The 22,368-nt window shown below is 46.6% G+C and carries 19 protein-coding genes; 13 read left to right on the forward strand and 6 right to left on the reverse strand.

Going from position 1 to position 22,368, the window contains the following annotated elements:
• Nucleotides 1-438: 438 nt before the first annotated feature.
• The 8 genes from ACO0K2_RS06010 (at nt 439) to ACO0K2_RS06045 (ending at nt 11,612) form a co-directional block, all read left to right on the forward strand.
• Nucleotides 439-1,248 carry a response regulator gene (locus ACO0K2_RS06010; protein WP_423016787.1) on the forward strand — a complete coding sequence of 270 codons (810 nt, stop codon included), beginning with the start codon at nt 439-441 and terminating at the stop codon, nt 1,246-1,248.
• Nucleotides 1,249-1,269: 21 nt separating this feature from the next.
• Nucleotides 1,270-1,632, forward strand: a complete 363-nt coding sequence (locus ACO0K2_RS06015) for a response regulator (RefSeq protein ID WP_423016789.1) — start codon at nt 1,270-1,272, stop codon at nt 1,630-1,632.
• A gap of 19 nt (nt 1,633-1,651) precedes the next feature.
• A complete protein-coding gene (locus ACO0K2_RS06020) occupies nt 1,652-2,305 on the forward strand; it encodes a chemotaxis protein CheW (protein WP_423016791.1) in 654 nt (217 codons plus the stop codon).
• Nucleotides 2,305-4,407, forward strand: coding sequence for a methyl-accepting chemotaxis protein (locus tag ACO0K2_RS06025; protein WP_423016793.1), 2,103 nt, complete (start codon nt 2,305-2,307; stop codon nt 4,405-4,407). Before ACO0K2_RS06020 ends, ACO0K2_RS06025 begins: the two co-directional genes overlap by 1 nt.
• Before the next feature lie 15 nt (nt 4,408-4,422).
• The gene (locus tag ACO0K2_RS06030) at nt 4,423-8,160 is read left to right on the forward strand and encodes a hybrid sensor histidine kinase/response regulator (protein WP_423016795.1); all 3,738 of its coding nucleotides are present in this window, start codon (nt 4,423-4,425) and stop codon (nt 8,158-8,160) included.
• Between the two features lie 260 nt (nt 8,161-8,420).
• A complete protein-coding gene (locus tag ACO0K2_RS06035) occupies nt 8,421-8,795 on the forward strand; it encodes a VOC family protein (protein ID WP_423016797.1) in 375 nt (124 codons plus the stop codon).
• 355 nt (nt 8,796-9,150) lie between these two features.
• On the forward strand, nt 9,151-10,728 hold the full coding sequence (locus tag ACO0K2_RS06040; protein WP_423017462.1) for a methyl-accepting chemotaxis protein: 1,578 nt from the start codon (nt 9,151-9,153) through the stop codon (nt 10,726-10,728).
• 131 nt (nt 10,729-10,859) lie between these two features.
• Nucleotides 10,860-11,612 carry a hypothetical protein gene (locus ACO0K2_RS06045; RefSeq protein WP_423016799.1) on the forward strand — a complete coding sequence of 251 codons (753 nt, stop codon included), beginning with the start codon at nt 10,860-10,862 and terminating at the stop codon, nt 11,610-11,612.
• 60 nt (nt 11,613-11,672) lie between these two features.
• Here the strand turns inward: ACO0K2_RS06045 and ACO0K2_RS06050 are convergent, their stop codons facing one another.
• Together ACO0K2_RS06050 and ACO0K2_RS06055 are read right to left on the reverse strand one after the other, a co-directional pair.
• Nucleotides 11,673-12,062 (reverse strand): VOC family protein, encoded by a 390-nt coding sequence (locus tag ACO0K2_RS06050; protein ID WP_423016801.1) that lies wholly within the window; start codon nt 12,060-12,062, stop codon nt 11,673-11,675.
• A 76-nt stretch (nt 12,063-12,138) separates the two neighbouring features.
• Entirely contained in the window at nt 12,139-12,555 is a 417-nt protein-coding gene (locus tag ACO0K2_RS06055; protein WP_423016803.1) for a BLUF domain-containing protein, read from the reverse strand.
• A 350-nt stretch (nt 12,556-12,905) separates the two neighbouring features.
• Here ACO0K2_RS06055 and ACO0K2_RS06060 point away from each other — a divergent pair, with 350 nt between their 5' ends.
• A complete protein-coding gene (locus ACO0K2_RS06060; RefSeq protein ID WP_423016805.1) occupies nt 12,906-13,691 on the forward strand; it encodes an EAL domain-containing protein in 786 nt (261 codons plus the stop codon).
• Nucleotides 13,692-13,707: 16 nt separating this feature from the next.
• Here ACO0K2_RS06060 and ACO0K2_RS06065 read toward each other — a convergent pair whose 3' ends face one another.
• The 3 genes from ACO0K2_RS06065 to ACO0K2_RS06075 all read right to left on the reverse strand — a co-directional run bounded on the left by ACO0K2_RS06065 (nt 13,708) and on the right by ACO0K2_RS06075 (nt 17,947).
• Entirely contained in the window at nt 13,708-15,939 is a 2,232-nt protein-coding gene (locus tag ACO0K2_RS06065; protein ID WP_423016807.1) for a diguanylate cyclase domain-containing protein, read from the reverse strand.
• Nucleotides 15,936-17,243, reverse strand: coding sequence for an ABC transporter substrate-binding protein (locus ACO0K2_RS06070; protein WP_423016809.1), 1,308 nt, complete (start codon nt 17,241-17,243; stop codon nt 15,936-15,938). Before ACO0K2_RS06070 ends, ACO0K2_RS06065 begins: the two co-directional genes overlap by 4 nt.
• Before the next feature lie 323 nt (nt 17,244-17,566).
• Nucleotides 17,567-17,947: a hypothetical protein gene (locus tag ACO0K2_RS06075; RefSeq protein ID WP_423016811.1), complete on the reverse strand. Its 381-nt coding sequence runs from the start codon at nt 17,945-17,947 to the stop codon at nt 17,567-17,569.
• Nucleotides 17,948-18,413: 466 nt separating this feature from the next.
• Here ACO0K2_RS06075 and pal point away from each other — a divergent pair, with 466 nt between their 5' ends.
• A complete protein-coding gene (gene pal / locus ACO0K2_RS06080) occupies nt 18,414-18,944 on the forward strand; it encodes a peptidoglycan-associated lipoprotein Pal (RefSeq protein WP_423017464.1) in 531 nt (176 codons plus the stop codon).
• 54 nt (nt 18,945-18,998) lie between these two features.
• Here pal and ACO0K2_RS06085 read toward each other — a convergent pair whose 3' ends face one another.
• Nucleotides 18,999-19,532, reverse strand: coding sequence for a MarR family winged helix-turn-helix transcriptional regulator (locus tag ACO0K2_RS06085; RefSeq protein ID WP_423016813.1), 534 nt, complete (start codon nt 19,530-19,532; stop codon nt 18,999-19,001).
• A gap of 72 nt (nt 19,533-19,604) precedes the next feature.
• Here ACO0K2_RS06085 and ACO0K2_RS06090 point away from each other — a divergent pair, with 72 nt between their 5' ends.
• From ACO0K2_RS06090 to msrB, 3 genes are all read left to right on the forward strand, one after another.
• Entirely contained in the window at nt 19,605-20,924 is a 1,320-nt protein-coding gene (locus ACO0K2_RS06090) for a chloride channel protein (protein ID WP_423016815.1), read from the forward strand.
• 80 nt (nt 20,925-21,004) lie between these two features.
• Nucleotides 21,005-21,766, forward strand: coding sequence for a hypothetical protein (locus ACO0K2_RS06095; RefSeq protein WP_423016817.1), 762 nt, complete (start codon nt 21,005-21,007; stop codon nt 21,764-21,766).
• 155 nt (nt 21,767-21,921) lie between these two features.
• On the forward strand, nt 21,922-22,368 hold the full coding sequence (gene msrB / locus ACO0K2_RS06100; protein WP_423016819.1) for a peptide-methionine (R)-S-oxide reductase MsrB: 447 nt from the start codon (nt 21,922-21,924) through the stop codon (nt 22,366-22,368).

Raw genomic sequence — 22,368 nt, forward strand, 5'->3', positions numbered from 1 at the left:
AATTTATGCGCGTAGTGATGACGTTTGTTTTCTCTTAAGCTGTCATGGTAATGAATGACTAATACGTTGCATCATTTCTGACTTTCGACTTCTCACTGCGCCTACCTCAACTCAGTAATTCCCGCAATATAAGTGCGTATTCCTACAAATTGCCGTACATCAATTTTGTAGTTAAGATGCGCCCTCCCATAAACCTAGCGGTGCATATATCGCTAGGCATACCTATTGTCATTCGTTCCCATCAGCCTGATTACTGAATTGATATTGTTCAGTATTTCCATTGAATGGAACGACCTGTGGTAGCAACGCACACGACAGATGGCAACTCCAAATCTAAGTTATATGTCGCTCACTCAAAGTGAACATTTCAGTGTGTCGTTAAGCGATAGATTAAACAGTAGGTAATCTAGTCATACAGTAATTTTCTTCGGTATAAATATGGCGTTAGATAAAGTATATAACTTAGCGGCGCTAGGTCTTAGTGCAATTGAGGTTCGTGTCATTAAGAGTGTTTGCGCAATTACAGCAGGACGGCAATATAGCTTTCGTGTCAATGACGTCATCGATGAGAGCAATGCGCCAGATATTGTTCTCATTAATGAGGAGTCGCCGGAATCGATGAGTTTTTGGGGGAAGTTTAATCAGGAACGAAATATCCCCGCTGTGGTCTTGTCGCGAACAATTGAAGATCGACATGGCTATCTATTAAAGCGACCGATGGTCCCCGGTAGTCTTTTAAAAATCTTGGAAGAGATTTCAGTGAAGGAGTCTGATCGTATTCAAAAGAATCGTCAGCCCAAAGACATCTCGTTGCATGCAGAATTTGATGCTTCCTCGACTTCCGGATTACATGCTCCTTTTCGGGTTTTGGTCGTCGATGACAGTACAACGATTCGAAAACAAATGGAATTGGCCATTAAGCAAATTGGCGGTGAAGTTGTCTGCGTCGATACAGGGGAGGCCGCCTTAGATATCTTATTAAAACAAGAATTTGATATGTTGTTTCTTGACGTAGTTCTCCCTGGCGCAGACGGTTATGCCATTTGCCGAACGATCAAAAAAAATAGAAAGACAAAGCAGTTACCAATCATCATGTTGACTGGGAAGAGCTCTCCCTTTGACAAGATACGCGGCAATCTCGCGGGTTGTGATACGTATCTTACTAAGCCCGTTGATTTGAAAGTATTTCAGTCGACAATCAAAAAATACATGCCAAACGAAGAGTTATTTAGTTACGTATTTTCATAAATTTAATAAAGGAAAAATGCAATGAGTAAGAAGGTGCTTATAGTCGACGATTCCCCCGTGGATCTCGCCAATATCAAAACGGTATTGAGTGATGCAGGATGTTTGGTTGTTACTGCCAGAAATGGTCGAGAGGCGATTGAGAAAGCGAAATTAGAGAAGCCGAATGCTATTTTTCTCGACATCGTCATGCCTGATATGGACGGCTATGAAGCGTGTTGTTTATTAAATGAGGATCCCAATACAAAATCGATTCCTGTCATTTTTGTGACAAGTAAAGGACAAAAGGCTGACCTCGTCTGGGGGCAAATGCAAGGGGCAAAGGGGCATGTCGTTAAACCTTATTCAGCTGATCAGATCATCGATCAGTTAAAGAAAGTATCGTAACCATTCGGTGGTGTTAGCAATGGTACATATACCTTATGACGAACAGATTGATAAAAGAACTGATGCAATTACGCATGATGTGGTTAGTCCAATAGCTGATCCACATACTGATCTAAACACTGATTCGGCCATCGTTGAAGCAATATGGGATGACGCAGCGACGCCAGAATGGTGGAACATCGATTCTCGCCGCTATGGTGTCAGGATTGGCGATGTGCGAATACTCTTGCCTAATGGACTAGAAAGTGAAGTTCTCGACAATTCTAAATTAACGCTATTGCCAAGGACACCACCTGGATTACTGGGCGTACTCAACGTACGAGGGAGTTTAGTTCCTTTATTTGATCTCTCTCTCGTTAATGGATGGCCTAGTCAAGAGCTTCGACAGCGTCCCGCTAGTTCTGTTGATGTCATGATTGGCAAAGGACAGAGTGTTTTTGCACTTCGTGTCAATGGCTTGCCAGAAGCCTATAGCCGTTTGACACGATCTGAAACTTTCGATTTTTCCGCGCTCTTTGGTCGTCATTTGATCGCCTGCTGGAAAACAGAGAATGACTTGTATCTCGTTGATTTTGCACTTCAAGATTTCCTCAGCGAGCATGCTTATAACTATTCCGAGACAAAAGATATGCCATTCCACTCTACAACTATTTCATCACAAGAGGAATTTTAATGAAAGCACTTGCCAAACGCCTAGAGGCCTTACTGGCAGCGAATACTGTTAAATGGCGGATGCGCTTATTGATGCGTGTGTTGGCCGTCAGTTTGTTCACCTTATTTCTGATTTTTGCTTTAGATTTTGCCGTGAGCTATCAAGCGGCAAACACGGAACGACGTCTTGCAGATTTTTCCCATGCGATTCAGGAAACACAAGTATTGACTTTGATTGCTCGTCGTCATGAGAAAGATTTTTACTTACGTAAGGATCCTCAATATGTAGCAAGTCAACAGTCGATCATCGCAAAGTTACAAGCGAAATTAAATGAATCTAGTCAATTGTCTCCGAACGACCAGCTCGTGGGATTAATTAATGATGTTAAAAAATCGGTGAATGAGTATGGGGTCACCTTTGCCAAAACAGCGGAGTTAATGACACGCGCCGGCTTGAATCAAGATTCTGGATTACACGGAAAATTCCGTGCTGCAGCGCATGATGCTGAAACGCAAATTCCTGAAGGTGCTTTTGAAATTCAAGCAGCATATCTCGAAATGCGACGTAATGAAAAAGACTTTATTCAACGTGAAGAAGAACAATATATCCAAACGTTTTCTCATCAGCTTGATAAAGCATTGGCATTAATTGAACGCGCCAAAATACAAGAGGATAGTAGAAAGACGATTTTGACCAATATGAAAATGTATGGGCAATCGTTTATTGAATTCGCTAATGCAACGTTAAGTGCAAAAAAGTCTGCTGAGGTCGCTCGTCAAGCAACCCGTAAAACGGAGCCTCTCGTTGATAAGTTGCAATTGTTTTCAGAGGAAGAAACGCTTGCCAGTGAACGTCGGGTTAGTTTTGTACGAAACGCAACTGGCATTATTGTTACTTTCATTGTTTTGCTTACAGCATCGTTACTCTACCTGATCGTGACGTTTATTTCGCGTTCGGTGACTAGTCCGGTGACGCATTTGCAGGAAACGATTTCTCGACTACAAAGTGGCGATGACACCGCGCGTGCGCATATGCTTGAGCAGGATGAATTGAGTCAACTTGGGCGTACGTTGGATGGAATGATCGATGCTCGTCTTGCAACACAAAAACGGATTCAGGATGAAAATGACGCGTTGAATGATTCGGTATTGAATTTGCTTCAAGCCGTGGCGATGTTAGCAAAGCGTGACTTAACAATTAAAGTGCCTGTTACGGAGGACGTAACCGGTCCTGTTGCTGATGCGTTGAATTTGCTTACAACAGAAACAGGCAAAGTTTTGCGCGAGGTGTCTGATCTCTCTGCTGACGTGGCATTGGCATCATTGCGCGTTCAGGAACAAAGTAATGCCGTGATCGAAGTTGCCTCATCGGAGCGAAGTGAAATTGCTGCAACAGCTATTTCATTAGGTAACGCCGCCGAAGCTATGGGACGTATGACAAAGTTAGCGCGCGGTGCTAATCACAGTGCCGAACTCGCACTGCGAGCTACGCAACAGGCGATGGATACGGTATCTAATACTGTCTCCGGCATTAATCTTACTCGCGACATGATGCGTGAAACGGAAAAACAAATTAAACGCTTGGGTGAGCGGTCGCAAGATATTTCACAGGCCGTTAACTTGATTAACGCCATTGCTGAACGTACGCATGTACTGGCGTTAAATGCGTCCATGCATGCAGCGTCTGCTGGGGAGGCGGGTCGCGGATTTGCGGTGGTTGCTGATGAGGTTCAGCGTCTTGCAGAAAGCTCACGTCAGGCAACACAGCAAATTGCTGCCTTGGTGAAAAATATTCAGGCAGATACGGCTGAAACAGTGGGCACCATGAATTTAGCTATTGAGCAAGTGGTGAGTGGTTCGCGTTTAGCCGAGCAAGCGGGTACGCAAATGCAAGAAACACAGCGCACGACTGAAGAACTCGTCCGGTCGGTACATGAGATTGCAGAGTCGACAGAAGATCAGCTCAAGAATAACCAAGACTTACTTGTTCGTGCGGATGCTATCCGTTCCAGTACTGAAGAAACGAGTCGACAGTTGGGGGAGCAGGTGGGACAGACCAATAATTTGGTTGAATACGCTCGTAGTCTTGTTGCAGCTGTACGGGTCTTTAAACTAGTAGATTAATTAGATTGGTATTTGATGTTTAACTCTCATCTCGAAGCCTTGCTCAAGCGTGTGGCGGCGTTTCCTTCTGATACGAATATAACTTATAACGACTGGATCGACGTTGCGACAGATGTTGAGAATCAAAGTGCGTCGATATTGGCATCCACGCCACATCACGCGCTGGGAGACATCTTATCTATTTTGTCTAAGGGCCTGAATTCCATTGTCGTTGCGTTCGCAAAAGGTAATCGCCATTCCGCAATCGATTTGGTCCAACCATTATGCGACGCTATTTTGTCTCTGAAGCATTATGAGGACGATATTGATGCGGTGCATCGATCATCTAACCTGATTGATGAGTTCGGCGCGAGGATGAGTCTTACTCATCAATTAAATGAGACGAACCACTGCCGACCAAGAGAGAGTACGCAAGATCCTGTGGACAATCCGATCAATGATACTGATCGGATGTTACTTGAAATCGAAGCACTAGATTTTGTGTTGAATCAGAAATGGGATAGCACCGCTGTGTGTGACTCGCTGTTTATCATTGCTCAGTATGCCGACGAAAAAAATTTGAGTATTCTTTGCGAAGCTTGCTTTTCGTTAGCAGAAAGGGTGGTAATGAATCTCAATGCAACTCAGCAACTTACGATCGCTATGCAAGCGAAAGTGGCACTGTTGGATGCATACATGGATCAACCTCAACGTATCGCAGCGTTGCTTATGCATTTGAACGATGCTACTTCAGATTCATCAGTCGATTTCATGATCGATATGTCTTCCAATTTATCTGGATCGGGAGAAAGTGAGACGGTAGTGGTTCACGAGACTAGAGAAATGGCGGAGATAACGGACATAAGGGACATAACGGATACGCCTCAGAAGGTTGGCCGCGACATGTTGGTTATTCTGACTGATGAACTTGATATTGTGATGAGTGAGATTGTTGATACGTTAAGTGCAATCGATCTCTTGAACGATACTTCGGATGAAATTGAAAAACGTAAGGATGTACAAGCTGCCCTTGCAGAGTTATTAGAACGTTTTGCAGGCGCTTGTGATGCGATTGGTCTTTCTGTGTTGTCTGAATGGATTTACGCTTACGCAGCGTTGATGTTAGCTACGTTAGACGCGCCCGGGCCAAATGCGGCGCAACGCGAAGCAATGTTGGTTATGGTGCCAGCGATGCGCTATTATTGTTTGACACCTGATGATCCCGCTACTGCAGTGGCCCTGGCAAATTTACTTGTACTTCCGTGTTGGTCATCGCCATGGGAGACAGAAGAAGTCGAAGTGATGGCAAATCGGCTATCTGCAGTGGAAATTCTAGAAGTGACGACTAGCGCTGGTATAACACGCCCTAGCGTCGCAAATGATAGTGATGTGTGTCTCGATATTCCCGACGATATCAATACCGAACTTGTAGAAGGATTGATTCAAGAATTGCCCATTCAGACTGCGGCATTCTCGGGGGCTATTTTGCAAATCGCTAGCGGTAATGGGACGCTCAAAGATTTGGATATCGCAAAGCGCGCTGCGCATACACTCAAAGGTGCCGCAAACACCGTTGGCATTTCTGGCATTGCTAATCTGACTCACCATTTGGAGGATATCTTAGTTGCTTTGCATGCTGCTGAAACGATGCCTGGCAGATATGTTTCTCACATCTTAGTCGAGGCAGGTGATTGTCTTGAAACAATGAGTGAGGCAGTCCAAGGTATCGTACCAGCACCGACAGATCGCTTAAAAGTATTGCAAAACGTTCTAGATTTAGCAAATCAAATTGATGAGTGTGGAATACCTGATAGTGAATCTGCAGGTATTGTGGGGATAAGATTGGATGAACATAGTGGAGATTCAGGGGCAGTGCATCCTGCTGAATCGGTGGTTGCTCCAGCAGTTGTTGCGTCAAATATGTCAGCCACTGTCCGGGTACCTGCTTCTTTGATCGACGAACTTTTGAATCTCGTCAATGAATCTATTATTTCTGCAGCGCAATTACGTGAACAATTAGCACAGTCTCGTGAAATGACAAGCCGTACTCGCAGTCAAAACGAAATTCTACAGAGTTTGGTTGGTCAGTTGGAGCACATGGTCGATATTCGAGGACTGGGTATTGGAAGTCATCTTTACGCAACGAGTAGCGGGGAGCATGAATTTGATGAACTTGAATTCGAACGTTTTAACGAACTACAGACCCTTTCACGGCAGTTGACCGAAGCAAGCGTTGATACCAAAACGATTTTGAACGATGGAAGCTTACAACTTGAGAATTTCAATGAACTTGTAGAGCAGCATCATCGATTACAGATTCGTTCTCAGGATCTCGTGATGCGCACTCGAATGGTTCCAGTAGTAACAATTGAGCCGCGATTACAACGGTCTGCCCGTCAGACGTCGCGTCTCCTCGATAAAGAGGTGATTCTTGACATTGAGGGCGGAGAGACGTTAATGGATAGTCACGTGCTGCAGGCACTCGTTGACCCCTTAATGCATATTATCCGTAATGCTATTGATCATGGGTTAGAAATGCCGGATGAGCGCGATGCGATCGGGAAATCGCGCGTGGGACATATTAGACTGTCCTTCAATCGTGAGGGTAATTCACTCGTTGTGCGTTGTCGTGATGATGGTCAGGGACTTGATCATCATATTATTCGTCGTAAAGCCGAAGCAATTGGAATGGTCACACCTGATCAAGAGTTGAGTGCCGAAGAAGTGATGCGTCTCATTTTGCGGCATGGTTTTTCTACTCGTGACGAGGCGAGCCAAATTTCCGGACGTGGAATTGGAATGGACGCCGTTTTGGCATCGATTCATGATTTAAAAGGCACACTTTTTCTACATAATGAACCAGGTCGTGGACTTACTGTGGAATTACGAATGCCCGTTTCGCTCGTCGCGAGCCATGCACTGTTAGTGTCGTGTGGAGGTCAGGTATATGCGTTGTCCACGAGTGGCATTCACGATTTGATTTATCTGGATTTGTCTGATGTTTCAGTGACCGAGGATGGTCAGATGCAAGTACAGGTGAACGGTAGTAAGCAACGATTAACCGATCTTGAAGAATTATTATGTGTACCTCAACTGCAAAATGAACATAGAACTGGATTTCCTGTAGTGGTTGTTCAGTTAGATACTGGTACTTTAGAAGCCGTTCGACTTCAAGCCGTGTATTACTCTCGAGATATTGTCGTGAAAGATTTAGGTGAGTTTGTTCCGCGTATGTCTGGGTTGTTGGGTGCGACGATATTGGGTAATGGCGATGTTGCACCTGTGATCGATTTGCGAGAGCTTGCTACCAAAGTTACCGAAGGTGGATTGAATGCCTGGAGACATAATCATACTCAACAGGCAGTATTAGAAGCGACGGAGAAAATGAAGGCACTGGTTGTTGACGACTCGCTCTCAGCGCGCCGCAATACTGTGCAGTTTATGGCTGACATTGGTTTTGACGTAAGGGTGGCCAATGATGGAGTAGATGCGGTGACGATGATGGAGGAGTGGGTTCCTGATATTGTTCTGACTGATATGGAAATGCCACGCATGAATGGACTCGAACTTGCCTCTTATGTACGATCTCAGCAACGATTGTTTAGTGTACCTATCGTTATGATTTCATCGAGATCTACCGATAAACATCGCCGGAAAGCGAGTAATGCGGGGGTAACTGATTATTTTGTTAAACCTTATAATGAAGACTTATTGATTGAAAGTATTATCAAATTAACTCACATTAAATCACTAGACATCGTCGAAAACGTCTGAGGAGTTCATTTTTTCAGTGCTTGAAAACCATTGCTATGTGCTTAAAAAGAGCAGGCGAAAATCAATGAATGCATGGCATCTATGGACGCTGTAAACGATGAATATCTTGTAGTAGCGATGTCTACGTTTAATTTTACTTAGCTCTACCCGCATCTACTTTGGGATTACGTTTATTTTGCGTCGCGTCGTTGATCGTGTTGCTCGTATATTGATTGTGGTCGCCTCCACTTTTTGGACCAACTAACTTCATCGGAATAAAGATGCCTCTCTCTCTATGTCGTCTCATTCTCTATGTCCATGACGTTTCGTTATTGAAACGTTTTTATCAACTACATTTTTCTTTTGAGCTCGTTGAAGAGATCCCGGATGAGTGGGTGGTACTTCATACTGGGCACATAGAACTTGCACTGCACCGCGTGGGAATGCCCTGGCGCGATCAGCCTCTTAATCGTTCGAGTTCTAACGTCAAAATGGTTTTTAATGTGAAATCAGGATTGCCCGAGTTACGTACTTCATTATTGAGTGCAGGTGTGGCCATGGGGGATCTTAAGCGCTATGATGGATTTCCCCAATTGATGTGCGATGGACAAGATCCTGAAGGCAACGTATTCCAACTTTCCCAATCTGATGGATGAATGACACCGCATAAAGAACGACTGCGGTGTCGCTATTATTGACGACGTGATCGAACGTAAAGTGCCTGCACATGCTAGTGATAAGACAACATTTTTTCGCATATCGACTGTGACCGGTTTGTTTGATTTTTTAACGACAACGCGTCTATCCATTTGTACAAAGATGGTTTAGGATGAAACACGTTTTGTTAAAAAGGGAAAACTTTTGTTACATTGCATCAAATTAACAAACATCAACTTTTCTTTTTCTACTTTTACGCATATTTTAATTTAAAGAAATATTAAACAATCAGATGGTAAGAACACCACATCCAATGTAAAGCTGTATTTACTAGCTCGGAGAGTACTCGTGAAAATGTCAAATTTAAGAATCGGTACACGTCTTGGGCTAGGTTTTGGGCTCGTTATATTGTTATTGGTTGTTATTTCTATCTTGAGTGTTACTCACTTGAAGAGTGGAACGGCAAACACCGAAGCGATTGTGAATGATCGCTATGCGAAGATTGCGCTTGCGACCCAGGTCAGGGGCAATACCAATACCGAGGCGCGCAATTTGCGTAATGCACTCCTTGCGCCGACGCCAGAGGAAGCAAAGAACTTTATTGCGTTAGCTGTTAATGCAGAAAAGAAAAATGAGGTGATCCTGCCGCAACTCGAAAAGCTGATTCATGGCCCCAAGGGTATGGCGCTGTTTAAAGCCATTATCGATGCTCGTACGGCCTATCACGCTGCTGCTGATAAAGAGCTAAAACTCATTGAAGAAGGTGGCAAAGAACAAGCAACTGAGTTCTTGTTCAAGGAAGTTATCCCACTGCAGAACGCTCTCTTTGGCGCCATTGAAAAATTTGATGAATATCAAACAGAAGCAATGGATAGCACTGCCAACGACACGCTCGAGCAAGCGCGCACGGCGACAAACCTTGTCATCATATTGTCCTTGATTGCGGCACTGTTGGCGACCGTCATTGGCGTACTCATTACCCGCTCGATTACGCGCCCCATCAACAAAGCGGTGAAAGTGGCGCAGACGGTGGCGGCCGGTGATTTGACGAGCCACATCGAAGTGAATACCTCGGATGAGACGGGGGAATTGCTGCAAGCGCTGAAGGACATGAACGATTCGCTACAAACGATTGTTTCCCAAGTGCGATTAGGAACGGACACCATCGCGACAGCAACAACACAGATTGCGATCGGCAACTTGGATTTATCTTCCCGCACTGAACAGCAGGCTGGTGCACTTGAAGAAACCGCCTCAGCGATGGAGGAGATTACGTCCACCGTTCAACAAAATGCTGAACATGCCCGTCACGCCAACACCTTAGCTAAAACAGCCTCTGAAGTGGCAAGGAAAGGCGGTAGTGTGGTGTCTGAAGTCGTTGGTACTATGGATTCGATCAGTGAGTCCGCAAAGAAAATCGTCGACATTATTAGCGTGATCGACGGCATCGCCTTCCAGACAAATATTCTTGCTTTGAATGCCGCCGTTGAAGCTGCACGTGCTGGAGAGCAAGGACGTGGCTTTGCTGTTGTGGCGTCTGAAGTGCGTAATTTAGCGCAACGCAGTGCGAGTGCTGCAAAAGAAATCAAAGCGCTGATCGGCGATTCCGTTGAAAAAGTTGAAGCGGGAAGCAGGATGGTGGGGCTGGCAGGAGCAACCATGACTGAAGTCGTCGACAGTGTTAAACGTGTGACCGATGTGATTAGTGAAATTACCGCTGCCGGTCAGGAACAAACGACGGGTATTGAGCAGATCAATAGCGCAGTGATCGAAATGGACAATGTGACACAACAAAATGCAGCCTTAGTTGAAGAAGCGGCTGCAGCGGCGGGATCATTGCAAAACCAAGCGAAAATTCTTGCGGATATCGTGAGTGTTTTCAACATCAACGGGACACGCTCTATCGTCGCCATCACGAAAAAATTGAAATGACCAATGGTACATAAGACCACTGCTCGTTCGAACCCCATCGAGATACGTTAGTCGTGTCCACTTTACACTAGCCATCGATATCCATTCGTACATCTTCGATGTCGATTGAATCAATGACCGAGAAAACATCAATGCCAACACGTCAGTATCGCTTTATACATGGGTTTATTTTTCTGTGCAGTTTGCTGAGTGGGTGCACGCAGTTGCCTCTCGCGAGCAGTTGTGGTGCGTGGGCATATGGGGTGGCTGGATTGCGGGCGAATCATCCCTACCAACAATGCAACCGCGACGTACAAGCGATGAAATGGGACAGCAAGGATTTTTCTGATGATGCTTTTCCAATGGCGTTTGAAACAAGCGATCACGGTGCACCTTCTCAATCGAGCGCTGTTCGGAATCTTGAGACAATCAATAATGCCATTGTGCGGGTGCGTGATTCGCACCGGTTTGATGACGAAGTCTGGAATATGGTATTGTCGACAGGGTGGGTACAGGCGGTCTCACCGAGCGGTCTTTATCAACATTATGCATACAATGAAGGTCTGCAAGCGGGGGTGTTTGTCAGTACCTATATGCGCAATCCTTTTCCGATATTCAGCGATATCAGCGGATCGCTCATGGAAAGGTTGCGAATGGATAGTGATCTCGTTAAAGGTGCCCTCACTACCAGTCGACAATTTGATCTGCCGGGTGTTGAGGCGTACCGGCAGGAAATGCGTGGCGTCGATAGGCATGGCGTCTATTTGCACTATGTTGGCCGCGTAATTTTTACCAAGAACAAAGTGATCTACCTTGCGCTGTGGTGTCCCGAGGAACGGTTTTCACAAAACGATGCGCAGTTTGAAAACATGATGAACGGCTTGCACATCAAAGACGGCGAATGAAGTCGACCGACAGCCGTGGGTGGCAGTGCCGGTTAACCTTATCTTAAAGAGAACAAAGTCCTAAGACATGGGTGAGCAGAGTTCGATGATGAAGCCATTGATATCGCGCACATAGCCAACTAATTGTCCCCACGGTTTTTGTGTCGGTTTTTTAATTTCGATCGCTCCCGCAGAGATAGCCTGATGGAAGGCTTCTTCGACGTGCTCTGTCACAAATCCCAGTTCCATAGGAGGTGCTGGTTTATCGATGGAGGCTTCCTCAAATGGCTGAGGCATGATGGTTTTGACGAAAGTGTTCGCAGCAAATGCTAGTTTTGTTGTGCCAGTCGCTAATTCGCCGTATTCATTGGTATCCGTGATGAAAATACGCTGGAACCCAAATGCTTTCTCGTAAAATTCGATGGTGTCTTTGACGTTGTTGACATAAATGATGGAATAGCCGAATACCATAATACCTCCATAGATTGTGTTTCTCTATGATATCCGGAATCCTATTGAGGCTACATCGTTTCTTGGCGCCTGCACATCAACTCAGCCATTTAGAATTTTTGATGACCTCAGTGAAGAATTCTGTCAGCGCGGCGGCAGGCATGCTGTAGGGATCAAAATCTGCTGTTGCCGAGTATTTGAGAAAGAGCGTGGTATTTTCGCTGGTTGCGGCGACGAGCCCCATGTTCCAGCTGGTGAATTGTCGTTGTGTGATTTCTTCCAGCGATAATACTTCTGGTCTGACGTGACGTTTATCTTTCAGAATATGATGGTATAAGGCATTCACCGCGGAACGTTCTCCTTCGAGGCACTGTAAAAATATTCCGTTCGATAAGCATAATGCACCCGTAATAGCGAGTTGCTGATTATTTTTACGGGAACTTGCTAAAATGTCTTTGACGTCCGCGGGTCCTAAGTTAACGGCACGGCTGGCATAAATCAAACGAATCATCATAAGTGGGGTCTTTCATTGATTGAACGGTGGGAGGCAAATCTAGGCTTCTTATTATTGCCGGTCGGTATTAAAAATTATTAAGAATTATTAAAAAGTCAATAAATGAATGCATTCACCTTCAGAAATAGAAATTCAGAGGTATAAAAAGTGTTGATTAAACAAAAAATAACGCGACAAATAAGAAACGATGGCTTAGATTAACTGATAATGACAAATGATGTTGGCGGTCGCTTTGCCGCAGACAGACTTGGCATGGCATCAGCGGTAACGCACCGGTTTTTGAATGAATTAGACCACGTTGGCTCTGTTTTTTACTCAATGACTTCTTCACTCAGTTCTTCACTCTATCAATGAAAAAGATTGCATTGCACCCAGATAGCGCGTCGTCATCACAAGACAAATGCGGCATGTGCAGGTCAGGAACGGCGTTGGACTTTGAGTTCACGTTTGCGTACCAGCCGATTATTAGTCTGACTTCCAAGACGATCTTTGGACATGAAGCCTTGGTGCGCGGCCCCAACGGTGAGTCGGCGTATTCTGTCTTGAGTCGGGTGAATGACACGAATCGATATCAGTTTGACCAACAATGTCGTGTGGAAGCGATTCGGAGAGCCGCGGCACTTCACATGGAAGGAAAATTGTCGATTAATTTTTTACCCAACGCCGTGTATCAGCCTGAAGCATGTATCCAGACAACCTTAGAGGCCGCCAGAAAATATGGCTTTCCGATTGAGCGGATCATGTTTGAAGTGACGGAAGGCGAGAAGGTGGTCGATCGCGCCCATTTGGTCAATATTTTTAGAGAGTATGAGCGATTTGGTTTTATCACATCGATTGATGATTTTGGTGCGGGGTTTTCTGGGTTGAATTTGTTAGCGGACTACCAGCCCCATGTCTTAAAAATCGATATGGAGCTGATTCGGGACGTGGATCGGAGTCGTCCAAAACAGGCCATTCTGCGTGGGATTGTGTCTATCTGTCGCGATTTACAGATAGAGATCTTGGCGGAGGGCATAGAAACGAAAAGCGAGAGAGATTTTCTGACATCGATCGGTATTGATTTGATGCAAGGCTATTTATTTTGTAAGCCTGCCTTTGAGGCGGTAGGCGTGATTGATCCTTCATCATGGGAGTAGGGTATTCCCTGCATGTTCAATACAGGATGCCTTGTGCGTGTGTTGCTCCATAGGCGTTAGCATCAAAAAAGCGTAATGCGTTACGTCCCGATTTTTTGACATCGTACATGGCGATGTCGCCCTCTCTTAATACATCTTCTGCGCTTTTTCCGGTACCGCGGAAAAGGGTGATGCCGATACTTGCACTAATGTGATAGTGGTCTGAGAGTAAATGAAACGGCTGCATCAGGACTTGCAGTATTTTCTTCCCAACGATCTCGGTTTGCGATGCAGCTTCAAAAGGGATGTCGCTTAAATTCTCAAGCATGACAATAAATTCATCGCCGCCAATTCTAGCGACCGTATCGATATCTCGTACACACGCCTGCAACCGATGTGCGACTTCAATTAACAGTTCATCTCCCATGTCATGACCGAGGGTGTCATTGATTGTCTTGAAGTGGTCGAGATCAATAAACATGACAGCACCATATCGTCCATGACGATCACTCGCCGGCATCGCTCTTCGCAGACGATCTAACAAGAGCCGACGATTAGGCAGTTGGGTGAGTGAATCATGGGTCGCGAGTGATTCGAGTGTGGCGTTCATTTCTGCTAATTGCACATTCACAGCACTGAGTTCGGCGCGAGATAAATTGAGTTCGGTGATATCGCGTCCCACACTCATGACCGAGACGATCTTGCCTTCGGTGTCAAACTCCGGAATGAGTCGGATATCACTGCACAGGTCGTGACCATTCTTGCTAGTCCAACGTAATTCAAAAAATCCTTTACGTCCTGTCTTGATGACGTCGACGATTTTCTGTTCATACATGTCCCAGTTGGCACCACCGGGGAGTTCTGAGGGTTTTGTGCCTAACAGAGAATGGACGCCATCAGAGGTCAGTGCATCAAAGGTTGCATTGATAAAAATCCGACGACATTGCAGGTCATACCGGACGATGGTGTCTGGAGAATTTTCAATCAGGGTACGTGACTCTTGTTCGCTGGCAGCGAGTGCCGCAGTACGTTCAATAATTTTTTGCTCTAGCGTCGCATTGATGTCATTGATTTGTGCGATTTTCTGGTGAACGATATCATTCATGACCACAAAACTTTGCGTGAGTCGACTGAGTTCGTCATTGCCCTCCGCTCTTCGTAAAGCGCGCCGTTGCATCGGTGATGCTGTTGGGTTGACTTGATTTCCAAAGGCTTCTATTTTTCGCATTAAGGCTCGTAGCGGACTCGAAATACTATGTGCGATGACCATTCCCAGTGCAATCGCGAACAGGAAGCATAAAACGCCAATGAGTACTAACTTATTTCGTACGGTCTGAATTTCAGCGATAAGTCGACGTTTTGGAATAGTGTTGACGACTAACCACGAGGTGCCGGGAATGGTGGCAAAGGAGGCGAGGTATTGTTCTCGGTGGGGATCGCTAAAATTGATGAAACCATTATCTGTACCACGATGGAGATCATTCTTGATGACGCTGAGCATGGGAGTTGTGCTTTGTAGCGTATCGAGATTATTTTGTGGCACACCCGGCGTGTACACAATAATCTTGCCACTATTTGCGTCCATCACAAAAATACTGGCATCACCACCGAGATCAACGTTATCAAAAATAGCGGAAAAGTGCGCTGGATTAATCGCAAGGAAAATAGCACCGATGACTTCGTTATTATTTTTATTGATGATGGTGCGCACCATGCCGATGTTTTCTTGACCCACACCGTTGTCATAGCTTCCCCATTGTGGTTTGCTGGAAGTGGCGTCAGCGTGGTCGATAAAATGGGCGACGCCGCGTGTTAATTCAGCAAAGGCTTGCATATCGACCACTTGGTGATGTGTGTCGAGAAAATACTTTTGGTTGATATGACTAACAGCGCCATAGTGCTCGAGAAGCGCCTGTGTCAGAGCGCGCCTCGCAGCGCTTCGTTCTGCTTCTTGTTCCGTGGCGTACGCAGTGAGCGCCTTTTGTACAGGCGTGGCATAGATCAGACTGGCGCTCTCATTGTCGATCTGCGCCATTCTCAGATGAATATTTTTCGCGACCTGTTTCACAACCTCGGTAGAAAAGACGCGTGTTTTTGTTTCGATTGCATTGACCGAGTCCACAAATGCAATATAGCCAGAGACTAACAAGGGAAATAGCGACACCAGAATAAAGGCCGCAATTAAACGATGCCGAATCTCGATCCGTCTGAGGCGGATCCATGGCAGGTAGCTATACCAGCGATCTGATGTTGGACGATTCGAGGTCATTTGTAGTGCATTTTCGCTTCGTGTTTAATCGATGCGTCTAACATCGCTGCCGCTTGCTGTGGGGTAATTTTCTTTAGCAGAACGTCCTGAATCATCGGATGCAGGTCGTCGATTGTATTGGCCGGAAGAAACGAATAATACAAGCCTACCGTGACCGGATAATGTCGTAGATTGTCGGCATAGTGATCGATCTCTGGTTCGCTTAGTCCCGCGACAAGGTTTTGTTTGAATGGGGAAATGTTGTGCCGTTTCTTTTGAATCTCAACAAATCCTGGTCCCGACATATATTCCAGGAACTGTAATGCAGCCTGTTTATGCGGGGTTTCGCCCACCGCAAACCCCGTCTCGCTACCGATGACGGGCACAATCGTTTTGCCGGGATCATTCCATGGCGGGATAAAAACACCTGTCTGAAAATCCTTGCCGTGCATGAGGCGACCTGATGCCCAGCTCCCTTGGAATGCCATCGCTACTTTGCCTTCTGTGAATAAACGAATACCGTCATCGTAGTTGGTATTCATAAACCCACTTTGCACGTACCCGCGATCGACGATCTGTACCATGCGGTCAAAAATATTGGCGACTTGGGGCGTATTCAGTTTAAGCGAACCGTCGGCGATCTTGGCTTTCCATTCAGGCTCGTTGACAACGACATTGTTGCCAAACCCGAAGCTAAAAGGGCCGTTGCCTAGCATATTAGGGAATCCACCATTCCATACAAGGGGCGTTAATCCTGCCTTTTTGAGTTTTTCGCAGACCGCTAAAAACTCTTTGAAATCGGTGGGTAGTCGGGTGATGCCCGCTTTGGCGAACTGCGCTTTGTTGTAATAGATCAGTGTCATCGCAATGCCACCCGCAATACCGAAGGCTTTTTTGGTCGGAGTTCGCCATTCTGCTTTGAGATTGTCATGCATGTTCTGCCATGCAGTGCTTTGGCTCACGTCGGCCAACAAACCATTTTCTGCGAGTTCTTGCGCGTATGAGTTCGGATTGATGGAGACGAGATCGGGTAAATTCCGAGAAGCAACTCTTGGTTTGATATTTTGTTCAACCGATTCTCCAATCATAAATTGGACGTTGACGTTGATATCTGGATGTTGCTTGTTAAACGCTTCAGCAATCTGGAGCATTTCATCGGGCCAGTCTGGTGCCCAAATGAGTGCGGTGATGGTTGTCTGCTTTTGAAGAGGTAGCGGTGTCGATTCTCTATCATGTTGATCACAGCCAGGCAGCGCGAACAAGACCGTGATAGCGAGTAGGCGAGTGCAAAGAATAACGAGCGGTGAATAGAAATTTCGATGCATATATCGTCTGGCGTTCGCACAATGGTCCCGCCGTATGACGGGCGTTGAAGTACTGCTTGCCTTGTCGACGAAAATGGACGCACTGCGAGTCCCTCGACACGTCAAAGGAGCGGTGTTGTTTCAGGGCTGTGACGCCTCCTTACCACCAATGTTCCTTTTGCTTAATTTTCGCACAATTTTAAGCACAAGACTATCTCTGCTGATGCTGCGTTGTCACGGGATCGTTATGGCTCAAAGAGTGTACCCAAAAAAAGAATCGCCGAGAGGGACTGCGCTGTGCAGTCCCTCTCGGCGATGGCGATGATCGCTGATGGTGAGCTCGATTACTTGCCTGTTGTAACGCCCGCGGCGTTGGATTGAACATCTGCCTTACGTTGGGCATTCACGGCGTTTTCTTGACGGTTTAACTGACGCTGTTCTGCTTTTGTGATGTGACCACCATCCGCCGCTGCATCAGCGCGTTCTTCTTTTCTGATGGCGGTATCTTCTTTATTTAACTGCTTACCTTGGGCCTTTGTCAGGCTACCGTTTTTCACGTCTTTGGCATTGACTGCCTTTTCATGTTTTTCACGGGCGATCACTTCAGCGCGACGTGGATGTTCTTTCGCGAAGGTGGAGTCCTGTGCAAACGCAGATTGGATCGAGAGAACTGCTAAGCCGGCGAGGATTGCGGTAGAAGCGATATGACGAGTTGTCTTGAACATGATTGACTCCAGTTTAGTCGGTTAATGGTGATGTTGGGTGGTCATCAATTTGATGCATCCATGTGCCTAATAACGCTGCTGATGTCCGTGGGGATGACGACTGAAACGTGCTTTATTGTTTTATACATTAACGGAGTGTATCAATAGACTGTGGTGGTCAGATCGGGTTGTTGTTAATGTCTTGGGGCCATTTGATGGATTTTAATGGAGTTATTTATCTCATTTGCGACAGCTTATTTGCCTCTTGCTTTGAAATTTTGTGCTCGCTTTTTATATTTGTGCAAATATAAAGTGGTATGATGATCGCTGGCGCCAAGGATGTCGATCGTTCGAATGATATAAAGCGTTTGTTTATTGCAACTATATTTGTGCAAATATAAAAACCTCAGTAAAATACGCGATAAATCAGATAAATATGCTGATCTATCACCACATCATTGACGTACACCATCTAGAGGAACTACAAATGAAAGCCGCAAAGTCACTTGCATGCATCGGTATTGTTGGATTCGTATTAGCCGCTTGCAGCAGCGCGCCAGTTAAACCTGTTGAAGAAGCAAAACCAGCACCAGTGATGCCAGCACCAGTGGCAGCGACACCAGCAACACCAGCACCTGTACAAGCTGCGGTACCTGCTTACCTTGATCCATCTAGCCCAATCTACAAAGAACGTAGCGTCTATTTCGATTTTGACCAATACACGGTAAAAACAGATTACAACGCGATGATCGAACGTCAGGGTAAATACCTGGCAGCGAATCCACAGTTGTCGATCAAAGTGGAAGGCAACACGGATGATCGCGGCGGCGCAGAATACAACTTAGCATTGGGTCAGAAGCGTGCAGAAGCTGTTGTTCGTGCGTTGAAAGTGTATGGCGTGAAAGAGACACAATTAGAAGCCGTCAGCTTTGGTAAAGAAAAACCAAAAGCAACAGGCGACAACGAAGCAGCATGGTCACAAAACCGTCGCGTCGATTTGGATTATCCACAGAAATAATCTATTTTTTCTGTAAAAACGACCAAAGCCGCTCAGCATTGCTGGCGGCTTTTCTTATAGATCAGCGAGTGGCGTATTGGCAGCACCTTCATCGGCATGCAGGGCTTCGATTAATTTACCGAGATCTTTTTCAAGGCGATTCAGTGTGCGGGTATCTAAGCTTGATAAAGCATCAGGTAAGACGCCAGTAAAAGGTGCGGGTGCCGTTTTTAAGATTTTTTTCCCTTTGGGGAGAATCGATAAACGAACAGAGCGGCGGTCAACAAGATCTTTTTCTGCGACGATCAATTCTTGTTTGATCAGGGCTTTCACGAGATTACTGGCAGTGGACTGATGGACATCCATTGCTTGGGCCAGATCATTCATGCCGATGTGGGGTTGTGCATCAATGACACTGAGTGCCCATACTTGTGCGCCGCCGATACCGGTCTCTTTTTCTACCTGTCGGAAATGCACCTTAACCGCGTTGACGACCACCCTAAATTGGCGGAGGACGCGCGTTGCTGGCACATTGCTGTAATCGGTGCTGTGCGCGCTGTTTGTCGCTGATGGGGCACCAGAGGCGTTTTTGTTGGTTGGTGTAGGCATGCGCTTATGATAGCGGATATCACGCACGTCGCAAAACGTCTACAGCATAAAATAAGTACAAGGATATCCAGGATGAAATTCGACCACCCTATTGTCAAGGCATTGAAGAAAGAATTGACGAACTGGAATATCTGGCAAACGCGTATTGTCGTCGTGACAATGGCGGCCATTGCGGGGCTGGTTGTTGTGGGCTTTACATGGCTATCAGAAAAAGCAGTAGCGATCTTTTTTCAACTGAACGCAGGATGCCGATGGCTGCCCCTGATCTGGACACCCGTCTGTGCCATGATTATTGTGTGGTTGACGCGGCGCTATGCAGCGGGGGCGGCGGGTTCTGGGATACCGCAAGTCATGGCTGCGCTTGATCCCAGTGTCCATCGTGCGAACCGGCCGCTCTTCGTGTCGCTGAAGCTCAGCCTATCAAAAATAATGCTCACCTCGGCGGGCTTACTCGGTGGATTATCCCTTGGTCGTGAAGGACCGTCTGTGCAAGTCGCCGCGGGTATTATGCTGTCGGCGCGTCGTTGGCTACCCGCCCGTGCCAGCGTCAACGAGCACGGCTTGTTGGTGGCTGGGGGCGCAGCGGGGATCGCCGCGGCGTTTAACACCCCGCTAGCAGGGGTGATGTTCGCGATCGAAGAATTATCTCGTTTACCCGAGCAACGCAGTAGCGGCTTGTTGGTCGCGTGTATCGTTTTGGGTGGTTTGATTGCGGTATCGCTGACAGGCAACGCCACATATTTTGGTGTGATTCATGCGACACAGGCGGGTCTGGCGCTTTTGTTACCGGGTTTGTTGGTGGCGATCGCGAGCGGAATGGCGGGTGGTGTCTTCTCGCGACTGGTCATTGCTTCCTTGAGCGGTCAAGGGCAGGATCGCCTAAGCGTATTACGCCGTCGTCATCCGATTGTGTTTGCGGGTGTCTGCGGCTTGCTGGTGGCGGTGATTGGTGTCGTGACGAGTGGCGCGACGTTTGGGAGCGGCTATTCACATACACGCCATATGCTTGAAGGTTCGGACAATACCGTCAGTATCTATGTCGTGTTTAAGTTTCTGGCGACGTGGCTGACGACGTGGTCGGGGGTACCAGCAGGAATTTTCGCACCATCGCTCGCCATTGGTGCTGCATTGGGCAATGACGTTGCGCAGCTCTTGCATTCCCCTTTAACCGCAGCCCTGATCGCCCTAGGCATGACAGGGTTCTTGGCTGCAGTGACGCAAGCGCCATTGACCTCGTTTATCATCGTCATGGAAATGGTGGATGGTCATGCCATGGTACTGAGCCTCATGGCTTGCGCCCTGATTGCTAGCGGTATATCGCGTATCCTTAGCCAACCTCTCTATCCTTCTTTAGCCCAGGTACAACTTAAACGATTACCAACGACTTCTTGATCGGGACATCGGCGTCGGCAGCGGTGGAGGGAATTCGATAAAATAGCGTCACCGAATATGGCCTCACGCTGGAGAAGATCTTGAAACGACCCTTATTCTTAATCATCGCAAGTATCGCAGTGAGCTTACCTGCTGTCTGTTTTGCTGCCAATGAAGAGATCCAGGTGTACATGGATGACATGAGTGAACCCGGACAATTGGGGGTCGATGTGCATCATAACTATGTACCTTCGGGTGATGCGAATGCTCCTTATCCTGGCGGTCTTGCTGCACGTCATCAGTACCGCTTAACTCCTGAGTTTTATTATGGTCTGACAAACAATCTTGAGTTGGGATTGTATTTACTGACCGCCAGAGCCAGTGATGGGACTGCCCATTTTGAAGGCGAAAAGGTCCGCGTCAAGTACATCGCACCGCATGATGCGGACAATGGCGCGTTTTGGGGCGCGAACCTTGAAGTCGGTCGCACTAATCTCTACGCGTCGCCGCAAGCATGGAATGCAGAACTCAAAGGCATTATCGGGTATCGCTCTGGTCGCTGGACATTTGCCATGAATCCGAATGTTGATTGGAGCTTGTCCGCTGGTGGTGGACCAGTCACCTTAGATGTCGACGGCAAGGTGGCGTACAAAGTGACGGAAAAGACCCAGATTGGTTTCGAAACCTATAATGAACTGGGACCCTTACGCCATTTGCAAGGCTGGAGCCAAAATAGCAAGACGGTTTATCTGGCGTTAGACCATGATTTTGGCGCATTTGATCTGAATGCGGGCATCGGACGAGGTGTCACCAGCGACGCCGACAAGTGGGTGGTGAAGTGCATTATAGGTACCCATTTTTGACGGCAGCATGAGCGCGGCTTCTCTGATAGCATGCAAGCCTAAAGAAAACATGTAAGTTTTTTCGTTGCCAGACGACTACATGAGGCATGGCGTATGCTTCATGATGGACATGACAACGTGATGCATGACCTGCAATGACTACTATCGGAGTTTTTATGACACGTTACAGCAAATCCGCAGAGGCCATTAAAGCCCTGACCCCTGAACAGTTTCATGTGACCCAGCGTAATGGCACTGAAAGACCGGGTACAGGTGAATATCTCAATAATAAAAAACCAGGGATCTACGTTGATATCGTTTCAGGCGAACCGTTGTTTGCCTCGTCCGATAAATACGAATCCGGTTGCGGCTGGCCTAGTTTTACGAAACCGATTACCCATGGTTTTATCAAAGAATTGCATGACGAGAGCCACGGTATGCGTCGCATCGAAGTGCGTTCTACGCATGGTGATAGTCACCTTGGGCACGTATTTCCGGATGGTCCTCGTGATCGGGGTGGTCTACGCTACTGTATTAACTCGGCGTCGTTACGCTTCGTGCCATTAGAAAACATGGTCGCTGAAGGTTATGGCGATTACCTTGATCAAATCGAAGGAGCATAA

It is taken from the genome of Undibacterium sp. MH2W, from assembly GCF_049340215.1.
Classification (GTDB): Bacteria; Pseudomonadota; Gammaproteobacteria; order Burkholderiales; family Burkholderiaceae_D; genus Undibacterium.

What these genes read in the sequence shown, in the direction of transcription:
- ACO0K2_RS06010 (WP_423016787.1), top strand. Translation starts at nt 439, where the DNA reads ATGGCGTTAGATAAAGTATATAACTTAGCGGCGCTAGGTCTTAGTGCA.
- ACO0K2_RS06015 (WP_423016789.1), top strand. Translation starts at nt 1,270, where the DNA reads ATGAGTAAGAAGGTGCTTATAGTCGACGATTCCCCCGTGGATCTCGCC.
- ACO0K2_RS06020 (WP_423016791.1), top strand. Translation starts at nt 1,652, where the DNA reads ATGGTACATATACCTTATGACGAACAGATTGATAAAAGAACTGATGCA.
- ACO0K2_RS06025 (WP_423016793.1), top strand. Translation starts at nt 2,305, where the DNA reads ATGAAAGCACTTGCCAAACGCCTAGAGGCCTTACTGGCAGCGAATACT.
- ACO0K2_RS06030 (WP_423016795.1), top strand. Translation starts at nt 4,423, where the DNA reads ATGTTTAACTCTCATCTCGAAGCCTTGCTCAAGCGTGTGGCGGCGTTT.
- ACO0K2_RS06035 (WP_423016797.1), top strand. Translation starts at nt 8,421, where the DNA reads ATGCCTCTCTCTCTATGTCGTCTCATTCTCTATGTCCATGACGTTTCG.
- ACO0K2_RS06040 (WP_423017462.1), top strand. Translation starts at nt 9,151, where the DNA reads ATGTCAAATTTAAGAATCGGTACACGTCTTGGGCTAGGTTTTGGGCTC.
- ACO0K2_RS06045 (WP_423016799.1), top strand. Translation starts at nt 10,860, where the DNA reads ATGCCAACACGTCAGTATCGCTTTATACATGGGTTTATTTTTCTGTGC.
- ACO0K2_RS06050 (WP_423016801.1), bottom strand. Translation starts at nt 12,062, where the DNA reads ATGGTATTCGGCTATTCCATCATTTATGTCAACAACGTCAAAGACACC.
- ACO0K2_RS06055 (WP_423016803.1), bottom strand. Translation starts at nt 12,555, where the DNA reads ATGATGATTCGTTTGATTTATGCCAGCCGTGCCGTTAACTTAGGACCC.
- ACO0K2_RS06060 (WP_423016805.1), top strand. Translation starts at nt 12,906, where the DNA reads ATGAAAAAGATTGCATTGCACCCAGATAGCGCGTCGTCATCACAAGAC.
- ACO0K2_RS06065 (WP_423016807.1), bottom strand. Translation starts at nt 15,939, where the DNA reads ATGACCTCGAATCGTCCAACATCAGATCGCTGGTATAGCTACCTGCCA.
- ACO0K2_RS06070 (WP_423016809.1), bottom strand. Translation starts at nt 17,243, where the DNA reads ATGCATCGAAATTTCTATTCACCGCTCGTTATTCTTTGCACTCGCCTA.
- ACO0K2_RS06075 (WP_423016811.1), bottom strand. Translation starts at nt 17,947, where the DNA reads ATGTTCAAGACAACTCGTCATATCGCTTCTACCGCAATCCTCGCCGGC.
- pal (WP_423017464.1), top strand. Translation starts at nt 18,414, where the DNA reads ATGAAAGCCGCAAAGTCACTTGCATGCATCGGTATTGTTGGATTCGTA.
- ACO0K2_RS06085 (WP_423016813.1), bottom strand. Translation starts at nt 19,532, where the DNA reads ATGCCTACACCAACCAACAAAAACGCCTCTGGTGCCCCATCAGCGACA.
- ACO0K2_RS06090 (WP_423016815.1), top strand. Translation starts at nt 19,605, where the DNA reads ATGAAATTCGACCACCCTATTGTCAAGGCATTGAAGAAAGAATTGACG.
- msrB (WP_423016819.1), top strand. Translation starts at nt 21,922, where the DNA reads ATGACACGTTACAGCAAATCCGCAGAGGCCATTAAAGCCCTGACCCCT.